This is a genomic window from Schaalia sp. ORNL0103, assembly GCF_019429565.1.
In the GTDB taxonomy this organism is placed as follows: Bacteria; Actinomycetota; Actinomycetes; order Actinomycetales; family Actinomycetaceae; genus Pauljensenia.
Genome location: NZ_JAHXSA010000003.1, coordinates 151,752 through 166,229 on the forward strand (window position 1 = coordinate 151,752; position 14,478 = coordinate 166,229).

General features: G+C 66.0%; 14 protein-coding genes and 1 tRNA gene. 7 read left to right on the forward strand and 8 right to left on the reverse strand.

All coding sequences use genetic code 11. The annotated features are described in order from the left end of the window. Nucleotides 1-83 precede the first annotated feature (83 nt). The 7 genes from JJJ16_RS09125 to rplL all read left to right on the forward strand — a co-directional run bounded on the left by JJJ16_RS09125 (nt 84) and on the right by rplL (nt 4,106). Nucleotides 84-156: transfer RNA gene (locus JJJ16_RS09125), tRNA-Trp, on the forward strand. A 35-nt stretch (nt 157-191) separates the two neighbouring features. After that, the gene (secE, locus tag JJJ16_RS09130) at nt 192-488 is read left to right on the forward strand and encodes a preprotein translocase subunit SecE (RefSeq protein ID WP_003792279.1); all 297 of its coding nucleotides are present in this window, start codon (nt 192-194) and stop codon (nt 486-488) included. Nucleotides 489-565: 77 nt separating this feature from the next. Beyond that, complete coding sequence (gene nusG, locus JJJ16_RS09135; RefSeq protein ID WP_219752397.1) at nt 566-1,348, forward strand: transcription termination/antitermination protein NusG; 783 nt, start codon at nt 566-568, stop codon at nt 1,346-1,348. A 161-nt stretch (nt 1,349-1,509) separates the two neighbouring features. Next, nucleotides 1,510-1,941: a 50S ribosomal protein L11 gene (gene rplK / locus JJJ16_RS09140; RefSeq protein ID WP_060566375.1), complete on the forward strand. Its 432-nt coding sequence runs from the start codon at nt 1,510-1,512 to the stop codon at nt 1,939-1,941. Nucleotides 1,942-2,010: 69 nt separating this feature from the next. Then, nucleotides 2,011-2,718: a 50S ribosomal protein L1 gene (rplA, locus tag JJJ16_RS09145; RefSeq protein ID WP_060566376.1), complete on the forward strand. Its 708-nt coding sequence runs from the start codon at nt 2,011-2,013 to the stop codon at nt 2,716-2,718. A 390-nt stretch (nt 2,719-3,108) separates the two neighbouring features. Then, on the forward strand, nt 3,109-3,633 hold the full coding sequence (gene rplJ / locus JJJ16_RS09150) for a 50S ribosomal protein L10 (RefSeq protein WP_016461558.1): 525 nt from the start codon (nt 3,109-3,111) through the stop codon (nt 3,631-3,633). A 92-nt stretch (nt 3,634-3,725) separates the two neighbouring features. Continuing rightward, nucleotides 3,726-4,106 carry a 50S ribosomal protein L7/L12 gene (gene rplL / locus JJJ16_RS09155; RefSeq protein WP_003792291.1) on the forward strand — a complete coding sequence of 127 codons (381 nt, stop codon included), beginning with the start codon at nt 3,726-3,728 and terminating at the stop codon, nt 4,104-4,106. A 537-nt stretch (nt 4,107-4,643) separates the two neighbouring features. Here rplL and JJJ16_RS09160 read toward each other — a convergent pair. The 8 genes from JJJ16_RS09160 to JJJ16_RS09195 all read right to left on the reverse strand — a co-directional run bounded on the left by JJJ16_RS09160 (nt 4,644) and on the right by JJJ16_RS09195 (nt 14,478). Beyond that, the gene (locus JJJ16_RS09160) at nt 4,644-5,411 is read right to left on the reverse strand and encodes a CDP-alcohol phosphatidyltransferase family protein (protein ID WP_219752399.1); all 768 of its coding nucleotides are present in this window, start codon (nt 5,409-5,411) and stop codon (nt 4,644-4,646) included. Nucleotides 5,412-6,494: 1,083 nt separating this feature from the next. Next, nucleotides 6,495-8,852, reverse strand: a complete 2,358-nt coding sequence (gene purL, locus JJJ16_RS09165; RefSeq protein WP_219752401.1) for a phosphoribosylformylglycinamidine synthase subunit PurL — start codon at nt 8,850-8,852, stop codon at nt 6,495-6,497. A gap of 69 nt (nt 8,853-8,921) precedes the next feature. Further along, nucleotides 8,922-9,629 (reverse strand): phosphoribosylformylglycinamidine synthase subunit PurQ, encoded by a 708-nt coding sequence (gene purQ / locus JJJ16_RS09170; protein WP_219752403.1) that lies wholly within the window; start codon nt 9,627-9,629, stop codon nt 8,922-8,924. After that, complete coding sequence (locus JJJ16_RS09175; RefSeq protein ID WP_009054370.1) at nt 9,626-9,907, reverse strand: phosphoribosylformylglycinamidine synthase subunit PurS; 282 nt, start codon at nt 9,905-9,907, stop codon at nt 9,626-9,628. The genes purQ and JJJ16_RS09175 overlap by 4 nt, the downstream gene beginning before the upstream one ends. Before the next feature lie 64 nt (nt 9,908-9,971). Further along, complete coding sequence (locus JJJ16_RS09180) at nt 9,972-10,973, reverse strand: phosphoribosylaminoimidazolesuccinocarboxamide synthase (RefSeq protein ID WP_219752405.1); 1,002 nt, start codon at nt 10,971-10,973, stop codon at nt 9,972-9,974. 19 nt (nt 10,974-10,992) lie between these two features. Then, a complete protein-coding gene (gene purD / locus JJJ16_RS09185) occupies nt 10,993-12,327 on the reverse strand; it encodes a phosphoribosylamine--glycine ligase (RefSeq protein WP_219752407.1) in 1,335 nt (444 codons plus the stop codon). Between the two features lie 92 nt (nt 12,328-12,419). Beyond that, nucleotides 12,420-13,454, reverse strand: a complete 1,035-nt coding sequence (locus tag JJJ16_RS09190; RefSeq protein ID WP_219752409.1) for a hypothetical protein — start codon at nt 13,452-13,454, stop codon at nt 12,420-12,422. Then, complete coding sequence (locus JJJ16_RS09195) at nt 13,444-14,478, reverse strand: vWA domain-containing protein (protein ID WP_219752411.1); 1,035 nt, start codon at nt 14,476-14,478, stop codon at nt 13,444-13,446. The genes JJJ16_RS09190 and JJJ16_RS09195 overlap by 11 nt, the downstream gene beginning before the upstream one ends.

Consider the following 14,478-nt stretch of genomic DNA (forward strand, 5'->3'; position numbering starts at 1 on the left):
GGCATGCGACCCGCCGACGCGCATCTCGGTTGGACAAAGCGCCGCCTTATCCACTAATGTTCGTCAGGCAGGTTTTCCTGCGTAGGGCAGTGGCGCAATTGGTAGCGCACCGGTCTCCAAAACCGGCGGTTGTGGGTTCGAGTCCCGCCTGCCCTGCGGATTAGGCTGATCATTTTCGTAGGAGGATTCCCATGGCCGATCGTGTTGCCTCGGATGCTGAATCCTCGCGCCGAGATCGCACTAAGAACGAAGCTACCCGCAAGCGTAGCGCCGCCACCAAGGAGCAGACGAAGCGTCCTGGTTTCTTCGGTGGCATCTGGCTCTTCTTCAAGCAGGTCATTGACGAAATGAAGAAGGTCACCTACCCTACGGGATCCGAGACCTGGACCTACTTCCTCGTCGTCGTTGTGTTTGTCGCCGCAATCATGCTTTTCGCTGGCCTACTCGACTTCGGATTCGGTAAACTAAGTGCATTGATCTTCGGCTGAGACCGACGAACCCGCCCGCAGGACACTGCAGGCGGGTTTCTTCTACGGTCCGGCCCCATTCGCAGGAGGGAAACGTCGTGAGCGACGAAAACTACACCGAGGAACAGGCCTTCGAGGCGCACCAGGAAGAGGTGCAGCAGGAGAGTGCCGAGGCGCTGGCCGACGGAGCCGCCCAGGAAATCGTTGACGAGGTGGCCGAGGAGGTCGCCGAGAAGGAGACCGAATCGGATGACGAGGCCCCGGCCTCGGTCGAAGAGGAGGCGATCGCCAAGCTGCGCCGCAAGCTCTACATGTCCCCCGGTGACTGGTACGTCATCCACACCTACTCCGGCCACGAGCGCAAGGTGAAGGCCAACCTCGAGCAGCGCATCACCACGCAGAACATGGAAGACTACATCTTCGCCGTCGAGGTTCCGGACGAGTACGTCATGGAGTACCGCGGCAACGCGAAGAAGCGCGTGCGCCACGTGCGCATCCCCGGCTACGCGATCGTCTGCATGGACTTCAACGAGGCCTCGTACCGTGTCGTCAAGGAAACCCCCGCCGTCACCGGCTTCGTGGGCGACCAGCACAACCCCGTGCCGCTCTCGATCGACGAGGTCGTCATGCTCCTGACGCCCAACGTCCTCGAGGAGGCCGCCGAGGCCGCCAAGGATCAGCCCGCACCTGTCCAGGTCGTCCAGACCCAGTTCGAGGTCGGCGAGATCGTCACCGTCACCGACGGACCTTTCGAGACCATGTCGGCCACGATCTCCGAGATCATGCCCGAGACTCAGAAGCTCAAGGTCCTCGTCACCATCTTCGAGCGCGAGACGCCGCTCGAGCTCGGCTTCGACCAGGTGGAGAAGCTCGAGCAGTGACATCACGCACCCGGACTTGGGATCAAGCCCGGAATCGCGTTATGATTCACTTTTGTGTGCGTAGGGCGCACTATGCCCACTGAAACCCAGTGAGCTGACGCCAAACGCTCCGCCCTGACCGACACCCGTCGGCCAGAACTTCAGAAGAAAGACCCGCATTCATGGCACCGAAGAAGAAGGTCACCGGCCTGATCAAGCTTCAGATCGCAGCCGGCGCCGCTACCCCCGCACCGCCCGTCGGCCCCGCTCTGGGCCAGCACGGCGTGAACATCGTTGAGTTCACCAAGGCTTACAACGCGGCCACCGAGTCGCAGCGTGGAAACATCATCCCCGTTGAGATCACCGTCTACGAGGATCGTTCCTTCACGTTCGTCCTCAAGACGCCGCCCGCCGCTGAGCTCATCAAGAAGGCTGCTGGCATCCAGAAGGGTTCCGGCACCCCCAACACCGTCAAGGTTGGTTCGATCACGATGGATCAGGCTCGCGAAATCGGCCAGTCCAAGATGGCTGACCTCAACGCCAACGACATCGAGGCCGCGGCCAAGATCATCGCCGGCACCGCCCGCTCCATGGGCATCAACGTCGAGGGCTGACCTCAACCAACCCCCCCGTGGTAGGGCAGGCGCTGCCCGACACCCACGACTGCAAGGAGAAGAAGCAGAATGACCAAGCGCTCCAAGAGCTACCGCGCAGCGGCCGAGAAGGTCCACGCGGATGTGCTGTACACCCCCTTCGAGGCCATGAAGCTGGCCAAGGAGACCACCGTCACCAAGTTCGACTCGACCGTTGAGGTCGTCTTCCGACTGGGTGTCGACCCCCGCCAGGCGGACCAGATGGTCCGTGGCACCGTTTCCCTGCCGCACGGCACCGGCAAGACCGCCCGGGTCTTGGTCTTCGCCGTTGGTCCGCGCGCTCAGGAAGCGATCGACGCAGGCGCCGACGAGGTCGGCGGCGACGAGCTCATCGAGAAGGTTGCCAAGGGCTACACCGACTTCGATGTTGCCGTTGCTACCCCCGACCTCATGGGCAAGGTTGGCCGCCTCGGCCGCGTCCTCGGCCCCCGTGGCCTCATGCCGAACCCCAAGACGGGCACCGTGACCATGGATGTCGCGAAGGCCGTCAAGGAGATCAAGGGTGGTCGTATCGAGTTCCGCGTCGACAAGCACGCCAACCTGGCGTTCATCGTCGGCAAGGCCTCCTTCACCGCCGAGCAGCTGACCGAGAACTACGCCGCCGTCCTGGACGAGGTGCTGCGTCTCAAGCCGACCTCTTCGAAGGGCCGCTACCTGATCAAGGGCGCCGTCGCCACGACGATGGGCCCCGGCATCCCGCTGGATGTCACCAAGGTCAAGGACCTCATCGAGAAGTGAGCCTCGCTCGCTGATCAAGCATCCGGGCCCCGCGCAGCACTGCTGCGCGGGGCCCCGCTTTATTCGTTGTGCGCCGTTACGTGTGCACGCACGTGCCGACGCAGCCACGAGAGCCGTGGCGGGGACCTCGCAGCTGTGCGAGTGCGGTGTGAGCGGCGCTCGTTGACGGGCGCAACCCCGGCCTCGTCTGTGATGCTCGCCCCGTTGCTTGCGCGCCATTGCCTGCCCTGTTAAACTGATCCGTGCCGAAGACCGTTGGTGTCCACGCTAGTGGAGGAAAATCCAACGCAGGTGAGTGAGCAGCCCTGTGCTGCAATCGAGCGTATGCCCGACACGATCCTGCGTGTCGGGTTTTTTCTTACCTACGGTCACGTATCTGGAAGGAGGACCATGGCGAAGTCCGACAAGGTGGCAGCAGTTGCCGAGCTCGTGGAGCGTTTCCGCGCAGCCGACGCTGTCCTGCTGACCGAGTACCGCGGCCTGACCGTCGGCCAGCTCAAGCAGCTGCGTCGCGGCCTGGGCGAGAACGCGACCTACGCCGTGGCAAAGAACACGCTGGCGCGCCTGGCGGCCAAGGAGGTCGGTCTCGACTTCCTGGCTGAGGACCTCAAGGGTCCCACGGCCATCGCTTTCGTCTCCGGCGAGCCCGTTGAGGCCGCCAAGACCCTGCGTGATTTTGCTAAGGACAACCCCGCCCTCGTGCTGAAGTCTGGCGCGATGGACGGTGCTCAGCTGAGCGCCGAGGGTGTCAAGAAGCTTGCCGATCTCGAGTCCCGCGAGGTCCTGCTGGCCAAGGCCGCAGGCGTCCTCAAGGCCAAGATTGGTCAGGCGGCGTTCGCATTCAACGCTCTGCCCGTCAAGGCAGTGCGCACCATCGATGCTCTGCGCGAAAAGCAGCAGGGCGAGGCGGCCTGACGAGACAGGCCATGTTCCACGCCGCCACCCCGGCTGCGTGAAACTACCCAACAATCTGCACTCGTGCAGGCCAATTAGGAAGGATGCCACTCATGGCTAAGCTCTCCAATGACGAGCTCATCGCAGCTTTCAAGGAAATGACCCTCATCGAGCTCTCCGACTTCGTGAAGCTCTTCGAGGAGACCTTCGACGTTGAGGCCGCTGCCCCCGCAGCCGTCGCCGTTGCCGCCCCGGCCGCCGACGCCCCCGCCGCCGAAGAGAAGGACGAGTTCGAGGTCGTCCTCGAGTCCGCCGGTGACAAGAAGATCGCCGTCGTCAAGGTCGTCAAGAACCTGGCCGGCCTGGGCCTCAAGGAAGCCAAGGACCTGGTTGACTCCGCGCCCTCCACCATCTTCCCCGCCGCGAAGAAGGAAGACGCCGAGAAGGCCAAGGCTGAGATCGAAGAGGCCGGCGGCAAGGTCACCCTTAAGTGACTTTCCCCGTCTGAATCGTTCAGACTTCTCCACCCGACTGGGTGAGCGAAACCCCGTCCCGCATCCGCGGGGCGGGGTTTCCGCATGTCTGGGTGTGCGGTGTTGCTTGTGGCGCCGCTGGTGTTCCGGGCGCCGCGTGGTCTGTTTGGGCCGGGCTGCTGGTTGTGCCCGTGGGCGGCGGCCCGCCCGCGAGACGTCCGCGCCGCGAGCTTCGCTCGGCGCGTCGTCTCGAAGCCCGGCCAGGCCCCGCCACCGCCCACGGGCACCGCAGCCAGGCCCTGCCACCGCCCACGGGCGCCGCAGCCAGGCCCTCCGGTCCCTCCGGCGCCCTCCACACCGGCAACACCCTCCGCACCAGTGGGGCCAGCATCCACATACTGTATGTTCACAGCGCGCCTTGCCCCGACCTCGTTCCTCTGAGGCTCGCCAGCCCTCACGCAACGTGACGTGACCGCGAATGTGTTTATCGGGCTCGCATAACGACGTCCCCCGAGCGCAGTGCCCGGGGGACGTTCGTAATCGTTCGTGGCGGGAAGCTTACTTGTCCTCGCCGGTTGCCGTGCGGATAAAGCCGGCGATCATGAACCAGCCACCGCCAACCCAGAACAGGATCAGAGTCCACAGGGGCTGGACCGGGTAAAAGACCACCAGGTACGCGCACGCGACGATCCACGCGGCCGCACCGATGATGTTCGGGATCTGGAAACGCTTCACACGCGCCGGGTGCGTGTAGTGCAGCGGGACCAGCGTCATGATCGCCAGGAAGATCGTCGCGGCGATATTGACCCACGCGGGAGTCTGAAGCACATACATGACAATCGCAACGCAATTCCACGCCGCCGGGAAGCCCACGAAGTAGTTGTCGTTCGACTTCTCTCCGTCGTTCGCATAGCAGAACACAGAAGAGACGATGATGACGACCATCATGATGACCGGGATGGGCTTGGGCCCAAACGGCAGGTACATCGCCATGAAGAGCGCCGGCAGGAACGTCCACGTCAGGTAGTCAACGAGGTTGTCGACGACGCCGCCATCGAACCAGGGAATGACCTGACGGACTCCGACCTTGCGGGCCAGCGTGCCGTCGACACCGTCAACAATCAGGGCGATGACGAACCACAGCCACATCATGGGGATGTTGTTGTCGAGCATCGCGAACAGAGCGAGTGTCGCCCACGCGAGCCCGGAGATCGTGAATGCGTGCACTGCCCAGGCGGCGATCACGCGGCCCAGGCTCGGTTTGCTAGCAGTCTCAGACGAGGCCTGGGCCTGCTCAGTTGTAGTGGGGACGTTTTGCTCAGGCACGGACGGCTCCTGTGATGGCGGATGATTTCCGCCCCTCAGTATGCCAAAGATGGGTGGGCTTTTGGTAGTACTTCGACCAAATGGCACGCGTTCGGGGCGTTCTCACAGAACACGTTTGGCATTGGCCCTGTTGACCGTGGCATTGCTTCATGACGCTTCGTACCTGTACCCGTTGGTGGCTGGAGTGCCTGGGCCTATGCGCGGGGGCTCAGGTCCAGCAGTCGCCATTCTGGACCCTTTGATGCGCACGCGGGCCCGCTCATGCGCACGTGGACCCGACAGGTGGCGACCTTAACCCAGCAGGTGGCCGCCTGGGCGGGCTGCCCACCATGCCACCAATAGGGTTTAGCTGCGCATTGAAGGGTTAACACTGCCAGTAGAGCGGCCCGGCTGCCGGGACCGAGGCGAGCATGACACCGTGCAGCGCCGCATCAATCAGCCAACGCACTGGCACCCGATGATTCCGCCAAAGTGCAGACCCATTGCGCCAAAACAGCCTGTTTTCAGCGTTTTTCACTTAATGGGTCTGCAGTTTGGCGGCCACACCGCCACCAATCGGGGGAATTGCAGCACTAGAGGCGCGACACGCTGCCAGGGGGCTTCATGTCGTGCAAAACCCCCACTGCCACACAGCAAGAAAGCCGCCGGGCTGACACACACCACCAAACTGAATAGGAAACAAAAATCTGGATAGGTTACTGCGTTCTGGATAGGTTAATAAGCTATCCAGAAGCGCCATTCCTATCCAGAACAGAGCTTCCTATCCAGAACACGCACACCATGAACCACTGGTGTGGAGGGCGCCGGAGGGTCCGGAGGGCACGGGCGGGCTTCGAGATCGACCACTCCGAGCCGTCAGGCTCGCGTGTGGCGATCTCGCGGGCGGCCGGGCCCGACGGCGCCCGGAACACCAGCGGAGCCACAAGCAACACAAGCAGGAAGGCCGCCGCCCACCGGCACACACAGCGGCCGGAACCGACGGCGCCCGGAACACCCGTGGGGCCACAGATCAAGCACCAACACAGCACAGGGGCGCGGGCCCGCAGGCCCGCGCCCCTAGCGCTACAACTCAGACGCGAACGCTCAGAAGTACTTGCGTCCGGTCTCGCTCAGCTCGCGCAGCTCGTCAATCGAGGCGATCCAGCCGCAGCCCTCGCCTTCGGCGGCGAGCAGGTCCACGCCGCTGATCGCGAGCATGTCGCCTCCCGTGGTGCCGATGCGTACGGCGTCCACGCCCTCGGCCTCGGCGGCCGCGAACACGGCCTTGACGGCCGCCTCGGGCACCGCGACGAAGGCGCGGGCCTGGGACTCGGACAGGAGCATCTCGTGGTCGCCGACGCAGTCGCGGCGGGCGGCCCCGGCCACGTCGAAGACGCCGCCGATGCCGAAGCGCAGCGCGGAGTCCACGAGGGACTGCACGAGGCCGCCGTTGGACAGGTCGTGCGCGGCGCGCACGAGGGGGCGTCCGTCCGGGCCGTCGGCGGCGCTCAGCGCGCGCACGACGTTACCGAGGGCAACCTCGGCCTTCAGGTCGACCTCGGGCGGCAGGCCACCGAGGTGCGAGCGGGCGATGCGCGCCCACGCGGACCCGTCGAACTCCTCGCGGGTGGTGCCCAGGAGGATGACGGCGAGGCCCTCTTCGGTGAAGCCGGAGGGGTTGGCTCGCGTGACGTCGGGGAGGATGCCAAGCATGCCAATGACGGGCGTCGGATTAATCGACGAGTTCGGCAGGCCCTTCTCGGTGCCGGACGAGTTGTACAGCGACACGTTGCCGCCGGTCACGGGGATCTCGAGCTCGATGCAACCGTCCGCGAGCGCGGTCATGGCGGTCACCAGCTGCCACATGGCGTCCGTGTCTTCGGGGTTGCCGAAGTTCAGGCAGTCCGTGATGGCGACGGGCTCGGCGCCGACGACGGCGACGTTACGGTAGGACTCGGCGAGGGCCTGGCGGGCTCCCGCTGCCGGGTCGAGCTTGGTGTACCAGCCGTTCGCGTCGGTCGCCAGGGCCACACCGAGGCCGCTTTCCTCGTCGATGCGGATGACACCCGCGTCGTCGGGCTGGGCGAGGGCGGTGTTGCCCTGCACGTAGCGGTCGTACTGGTCGGTGACCCACGCCTTGGAGGCCTGGTTGACGTCGGAGAGCACGGCGCGCACGTCGGCGATCAGTTCCTCGCGCGTGGCGGGGCGCGAGAGGTCCTCGGAGGTGGCGGCCTGCAGTTCGTCCTGCCACGCGGGGCGCGCGTAGGGGCGGTCGTAGACGGGTCCCTCGTGGGCGACGGTCTTCGGGTCTACGTCGACGATGCGGTGGCCGTGGTGGTCGATCGTGAGGCGTCCGTCGCCGGTCAGGTGGCCGATGACCGCTGCCTCGACGTCCCACTTGTCGATGATCTCGAAGAAGCGCTCGCGATCCTCGGGGGTCACGATCGCCATCATGCGTTCCTGGGACTCGCTCATGAGGATCTCGCCCGCGGTGAGCGTGGGGTCGCGCAGGAGCACGTTCTCGAGGTCGACGTGCATGCCGGAGTCGCCGTTGGAAGCCAGCTCGGAGGTCGCGCACGAGATGCCCGCGGCACCGAGGTCTTGGATGCCCTGGACGACGCCGGCCTCGAACAGGTCGAGGCAGCACTCGATGAGGACCTTCTCCATGAAGGGGTCGCCCACCTGGACGGAGGGGCGCTTGGCGGGCATGCCGTCTTCGAAGGTCTCGGAGGCGAGGATGGAGGCGCCGCCGATGCCGTCGCCGCCGGTGCGCGCACCGAAGAGGACGACGAGGTTGCCTTCGCCGGTCGCGTTGGCCAGGTGGATGTCGTCGTGGCGCAGCTTGCCGATGCACAGCGCGTTGACGAGGGGGTTGCCCTGGTAGGAGGGGTCAAACTCGGTTTCGCCGCCGATGTTGGGCAGGCCCAGGCAGTTGCCGTAGCCGCCGACGCCGGAGACGACGCCGTGGACGACGCGCGCCGTGTCGGGGTGGTCGACGGCGCCGAAGCGCAGCTGGTCCATGACGGCGATCGGGCGGGCGCCCATGGAGATGATGTCGCGGACGATACCGCCCACGCCGGTGGCCGCGCCCTGGTAGGGCTCGACGAAGGACGGGTGGTTGTGGGACTCGACCTTGAAGGTGACGGCCCAGCCGCCGCCGATGTCGACGACGCCGGCGTTCTGGCCCATGCCGACGAGGAGGTTCTTCCTCATGGCGTCGGTCGTGCGCGCGCCGAACTGTTCGGCGAGGTGCTTCTTGGAGGACTTGTAGGAGCAGTGCTCGGACCACATGACGGAGTACATGGCGAGCTCGGCGTTGGTGGGTCGGCGCCCGAGGATGTCGCAGATGCGCTGGTATTCGTCCTCTTTGAGGCCGAGTTCCTTCCAGGGCATGTCCTGGCCGGGGGTCGCGGCGGCGTTCTCGACGGTGTCGGGCAGCTCGCGGGTGTTTTCGGAGGTCATTCGTGTTTCCATTCGAAAGGTCTGGGACGAGGCCGGGGCTCCCTCACGGGTGAGGGCGCGGTGGCGTCGTCAGCCGACGAGGGATGCGAGGACGGAACGGAAGATGCCCAGGCCGTCGGTGCCGCCGTGGTGGCTGGCGCCGTCGGGTCCGAGGGAGAGCGGGCCGAAGCCGGCCTCGGTCGCGTGCTCGGGGTGGGGCATGAGGCCAACGACGTTGCCCGCGGCGTTGGTGACGCCCGCGATGTCATTGGCGGAGCCGTTGGGGTTGAAGTCGACGTAGCGGAACACGACGCGGCCTTCGCCCTCGAGCCGTTCGAGCTCGGCGGGGGACGCCTGGAAGTTGCCTTCACCGTTCTTGAGGGGGACGGTGATGGTGTCGCCGACGCTGTAGGCGCGCGTCCACTCGGTGTCCGCGTTTTCGATGCGCAGCACCTGGTCGCGGCATAGGAACTTCTGGTGGTCGTTGCGGATGAGCGCGCCGGGCAGCAGGTGCGACTCGCACAGGATCTGGAAGCCGTTGCAGATGCCCAGGACGGGCAGGCCTCGTCCGGCTTCGCGCACGATCTCGCTCATGACGGGAGCGGTCGCCGCGATCGCGCCGCAGCGCAGGTAGTCGCCGTAGGAGAAGCCGCCGGGGATGACGACCGCGTCGACGCCGTGCAGGTCGGCGTCCTTGTGCCACAGGGACACGGCCTCGGCACCGGAGATTTCAACCGCGCGGGCGGCGTCGCGGTCGTCGAGGGTGCCGGGGAAGGTGACGACTCCGACGCGGGTCACTGCACGCCTCCCGCGTAACGAGCGTCGGCCTCGTCGATGGCCTCGACGCGCACGACGTCCTCGATGATCGGGTTGGACAGGACCTCTTCGGCGGCCTTGCGGGCCTGGTCCAGGAGCTCGTCGGTGACGGGACCGTCCACGCTCAGGTGGAAGCACTTACCCTGGCGCACGGCCTCAAAGCTCGTGATTCCGAGCCTGGGCAGCGCCGAACCGACAGCCTTACCCTGGGGATCCAGGATCTCCGGCTTCGGCATCACTTCCACGATGATTCGCCCCACGGCGTTCCTCCTTGTGTTGTTGGTGAGGATCCCGCCGTGCATCTTGCCCGGCGGGCAAGTCTAATTACAGGATGGGGTCCGACCCGGTGAGTCGGCGGTATGCCTCGACGTAGCGCGCGGCGGTCGCGGCGGCCACGGATTCGGGCAGCGCGGGCGGGTTGGCGCCCGAGGAGCGGTCCCAGCCGGACTGCTCGGAGACCAGCCAGTCGCGCACGTACTGCTTGTCGAAGCTGGGTGCGACCTGGCCCTCCACCCACTGGTCGGCGGGCCAGAATCGCGAGGAGTCCGGCGTGAGGATCTCGTCCGCGAGCACGAGCGCGCCCGTGGTCACGTCGATGCCGAACTCAAACTTGGTGTCCGCGATGATGATGCCGCGCTCGGCGGCGATGTCGCGGGCCGCCCGGTACAGAGCGATCGACAGGTCACGGATCGCAACCGCGAGCTCCTCGCCGATGCGCTCGACGGTCTGCTCGAAGGTGATGTTTTCATCGTGCTCGCCCAGCTCAGCCTTCGCGGCGGGCGTGAAGATCGGCTCCTCGAGGCGCGAGGCCTCGGTCAGGCCCTCGGGCAGCTTGATGCCGCACACGGATCCGGACTCGCGGTACTCGGCCAGGCCGGAGCCCGTCAGGTAGCCGCGCACGACGCACTCGATCGGGATCATGAGCAGGCTGCGGCACACGACCGCGCGCCCATCGACCTCGGCGGGCACCGTGAAGCGCGTGGGCTGGGCGCCCTCCAGGGCGCGCGAGGCCTCGGCCGGCGCCTTCGTGCCGACGGCCAGCAGGTGGTTTTCCACGAGGGGACGCAGCTGGCCCATCCACCAGATGGCAAGCTGGTTGAGGACCGCGCCCTTGCCGGGGATCAGCGTGGGCAGCACGTAGTCGTAGGCGCTGATGCGGTCCGAGGTCACCATGAGGAGCGCCTCCGGGCCAGCCTTCGCGTGGCGCGGCCGGCCCGCCGGGGTGGCGGCCTGCGGCGCGGGGCCAACCACGGCCTCGTCGGGAGCGTAGATGTCGCGAACCTTGCCCGCGCTCAGCGGGGTCCAGCCGTGGAGGGTGGCGGTCATGATGCTCCTCAGTGGGTTCTCAGTCGAGGGTGACGACCAGGTCGGCGGGCCACGTCGCAATGTCGCTGCGGTGGTGCTCCCCGTCGAAGTGGATGAGGTCGACGCCGCGGTAGGCGAGCGCCCGGGCCTCGTCGAGCGTGGCCGCGCGGGCGACGACGTCGAGGACTCGGCCGCCGGAGTTCACCAGTGCGTAGGTCGGTTCGAAGCCGCAGCATCCCGCCGCGACGTCGGTCGGGTCGTCGGTGATCTCCTCGGAGGTGCCGGCGTGGATGACGTGGACCCCGTCGAGTTCCTCGGCCGCTTCGATACCGGTGATCTCATGCCCGGTATCCGTGGGGCCCGGGTAGCCGCCCGAGGCCATGACGACCGTGACGGCCGCATCCTCGCTCCACACGGGGGCGGGGACCTTGGCGAGAGTGCCGGTCGCGGCCGCGTACAGGATGGGGGCCAACGGGGAGTCGAGGCGCTCGAGGACCGCCTGGGTCTCCGGGTCGCCGAAACGCACGTTGAACTCGACGACGCGGATGCCCTTCGAGGTCATCGCGAGGCCGCAGTACAGGAGGCCACGGAAGGGGGTGCCGCGACGCGCCATCTCGGTGATGACGGGCTGAGCGACCTCGTCGACGATGCGCTGCGTGGCCTCTTCGGGGAGCCACGGGAGGGGGCTGTAGGCGCCCATGCCGCCCGTGTTCGGGCCCTCGTTGCCGTCGCCCACGCGCTTGAAGTCCTGCGCGGGCTGCAGCGGCACGACGGTAGCACCGTCGGCGAAGCAGAAGAGAGAGACCTCGGGGCCATCGAGGTAGTCCTCGATGACGACCGCTCCCCCGTCGCGCGACAGGCAGGCGCGCGCATGCTCCGAGGCCTGGGCGCGGTCGGTGGTCACGACAACACCCTTGCCGGCGGCAAGCGCGTCGTCCTTCACGACGTAGGGGGCACCCAGGTCGTCGAACGCGGCCTCGACCTCGTCCATCGTGGTGCACGTGAAGGCGCGAGCCGTGGCCACGCCGGCATCAGCCATGACCTGCTTCGCGAAAGACTTGGAAGCCTCGAGGCGCGCCGCGTCCTTCGTCGGGCCGAAAACGGGGATTCCGTAGTCCAGGACCGCATCCGCGACACCCGCAACGAGCGGGGCCTCGGGGCCGACGACCACGAGGTCGACGTTCTCAGACGTGGCGCGACGGACGACGTCCTTCGGATCCAGGGGATCCATGGTCAGGGAGCGGCCCAGCTGCTCCAGCGCGGGGTTACCCGCCTGGACGACGAGCTCAACAGGATGCTCGGGGGTGGACGTTCGTACAAGCGCACGGGCGATCGCGTGTTCGCGACCCCCGTTACCAACGAGAAGAACCTTCACGATTTAAGCCTATCGGTGTTTGGTGGCCTTCCGGGCCACCGTGGTGTTTTATGGGTGCACGTCACAGCGAAAGTGAGACGGGCTTGCGGCCCTCACCAGGCGCCGTTCGGGTTGCCGCTGCGGCGGTCATCCTTCTTGTCGCGCTGATCCTTGTTGCGCTGATCGTTCTTGTGCTCCAGCTCCTCACGGCGCTGCTTCTCTCCCGGGGTCTCGCCCTCGTAGGGATTCTGCGAGGGGCTCGGGCTGGGACTCGGGTTCGTCTGCTGATCCTTCGATCCCTTGTCCTGCTGGTCCTTCTGCTGGTCCTGCTGCTGGTCCTGCTGCTGGTCGCCCTGCTCCTGGGACTGCTCCTCAGCCTTCTGCTTCTTGTCCTCGACGCGTTCCTTGTTCTGGTCGGCGGGGTTGTCGGACTGCTTGCCAGACTGCTGCTGGTCACCGGACTGGTTCTGGTTACTCGACTGGTCCTTGTTATCGGACTGGTTTTGGTCGTCAGACTGGTTCTGGTCGGACTGGTTCTGGCTGGAGTTGGAGGCGGTCTGACAGGGGGCGACAGTCTCTTCCGCTTCCTGGTAGGTGGTCGCGGCGTTTCCGTAGGCGCCGGCAGCAGCCTGCGCGTCACCCTGAATCTCGATGCCGATCGCGAGGTTGACGCGAACGCGGCATTCGTAGGAGAAGGGCTCGAGTCGGCCAGGCTGAACCTCGGTGGCCTTGGGGACGAGGTCGAAGGCGGTACGCAGCTCCGTCACCCCCTCGTCGGTCTGTCCCTGACGCACGAGAGTGGTGCCGCGGTTGTAGTGCGCGACCCAGCGCTCGATGCCGATCTTCGTCCACGCCATCTGGCCTTCGTAGCCCGTCTGGGCGACGTCGTATTCCTTCGCCTTCCAGTGGTTCAGGGACGAGCGCGACCAGAGTGAGAGCCCGATCAGGTACGCGGCGACGCTCAGCACGATGACGAGGATCGGGATGGAGTACCACAGAGGGCGCAGCGCACGGGGGTTGCGCTGGATCTTCTGTTTGCCCGACGAGGCCTTGGTGAGCTTCGCGCGAACGGACGCATCGACGGGATCGACCTGCGGTGCGCCAAAGGGGAGGAGGTCTGCTTCGGGCTGCGAGTTCTCAGATGGCATGGGAGTTCCTCAACTGTTGGGCGCGCAGCGCCAGCGTGGCACCCTCCCACGCGAGGAGAGCCCCAAGAAGGAGCGCGAAAGGCCAGATGATGTAGCGATACGTGTCTTTCAGGTTGCGTGACTCGGCCATCGTCGTCGCCTTATCGAGCACGGAACGAGCGTGCGATTCGATCGCTGACTTGTCGGGCGAATGCACGTAGTCGACGCCCACGCGTGAGGCGACATCCTTCAGGGCGGCCTCGTCGATCTTCGAAATGGCGATCGGGTTGTCGGGCTTCGAGGAGTCGTGGATGTACTCGGGTTCACCGCCGCTCTGGGAGCCGCTGTCGCCCAGGCGCAGCACCCTCATGGGGCCGCCTTCCTCGGTGCCGTAGCCGAGGACGAGGCCGCCGTCAATGTACTCCTTGACGGCATCCCAGTCGCTGGCATTGCCGGAGGGGGCGCTGCTCCAGTGGTCCTGGTTAGAGGTCTCGCCGTCGGACAAGACGAAGAGCGCGCGCACGTTCTGGGGGTGGCGTTCCTTGTTTTTCTTCAGGAGCTTGGCGAGGTCTTGGGCGGGTCGGTTCACCGACGATCCCTGGGAGGAACTGGAGAGCTCGCGGTCGAAGGAATCCATGTACGAGACGACCGCGGAGGCGTCGGAGGTCAGCGGCAGGTCCGTGTGGACCCTTGAGTCCCAGGACATGATGGAGAAGCGCGATCCGGTGAGGATGTTCATCATGATCGAGATGTCGTTGCGCACACCGTCGATGCGGGGCTTACTGCCGTCCCAGTCCTCGGCGGCCATGGAGCCGGTGCGGTCAATGACGAAGTAGACCTCGAGGGTCGAGGTCACTTCCTGGGCCTCGCCGGGGATCGACGGGCCTGCGCCCATGATGATGACGGTGACGACGATGAGGAAGCGACGCAGGACGTCCATGACGTGGCGGCGGGTGGCGCGCTTGGCCGACAGGAACACGAAGAGCGCGCCGAGCGCGGCAATGATGCCCAGGAGGGCCAGGTGAAAAACGGGGCGAAAAATCAT

Excerpts from the sequence above, each read along its gene's own strand:
- secE (WP_003792279.1), top strand. The coding sequence starts at position 192 with ATGGCCGATCGTGTTGCCTCGGATGCTGAATCCTCGCGCCGAGATCGC.
- rplK (WP_060566375.1), top strand. The coding sequence starts at position 1,510 with ATGGCACCGAAGAAGAAGGTCACCGGCCTGATCAAGCTTCAGATCGCA.
- rplA (WP_060566376.1), top strand. The coding sequence starts at position 2,011 with ATGACCAAGCGCTCCAAGAGCTACCGCGCAGCGGCCGAGAAGGTCCAC.
- rplJ (WP_016461558.1), top strand. The coding sequence starts at position 3,109 with ATGGCGAAGTCCGACAAGGTGGCAGCAGTTGCCGAGCTCGTGGAGCGT.
- rplL (WP_003792291.1), top strand. The coding sequence starts at position 3,726 with ATGGCTAAGCTCTCCAATGACGAGCTCATCGCAGCTTTCAAGGAAATG.
- purL (WP_219752401.1), bottom strand. The coding sequence starts at position 8,852 with ATGACCTCCGAAAACACCCGCGAGCTGCCCGACACCGTCGAGAACGCC.
- JJJ16_RS09180 (WP_219752405.1), bottom strand. The coding sequence starts at position 10,973 with ATGACCGCCACCCTCCACGGCTGGACCCCGCTGAGCGCGGGCAAGGTT.
- JJJ16_RS09190 (WP_219752409.1), bottom strand. The coding sequence starts at position 13,454 with ATGCCATCTGAGAACTCGCAGCCCGAAGCAGACCTCCTCCCCTTTGGC.
- JJJ16_RS09195 (WP_219752411.1), bottom strand. The coding sequence starts at position 14,478 with ATGATTTTTCGCCCCGTTTTTCACCTGGCCCTCCTGGGCATCATTGCC.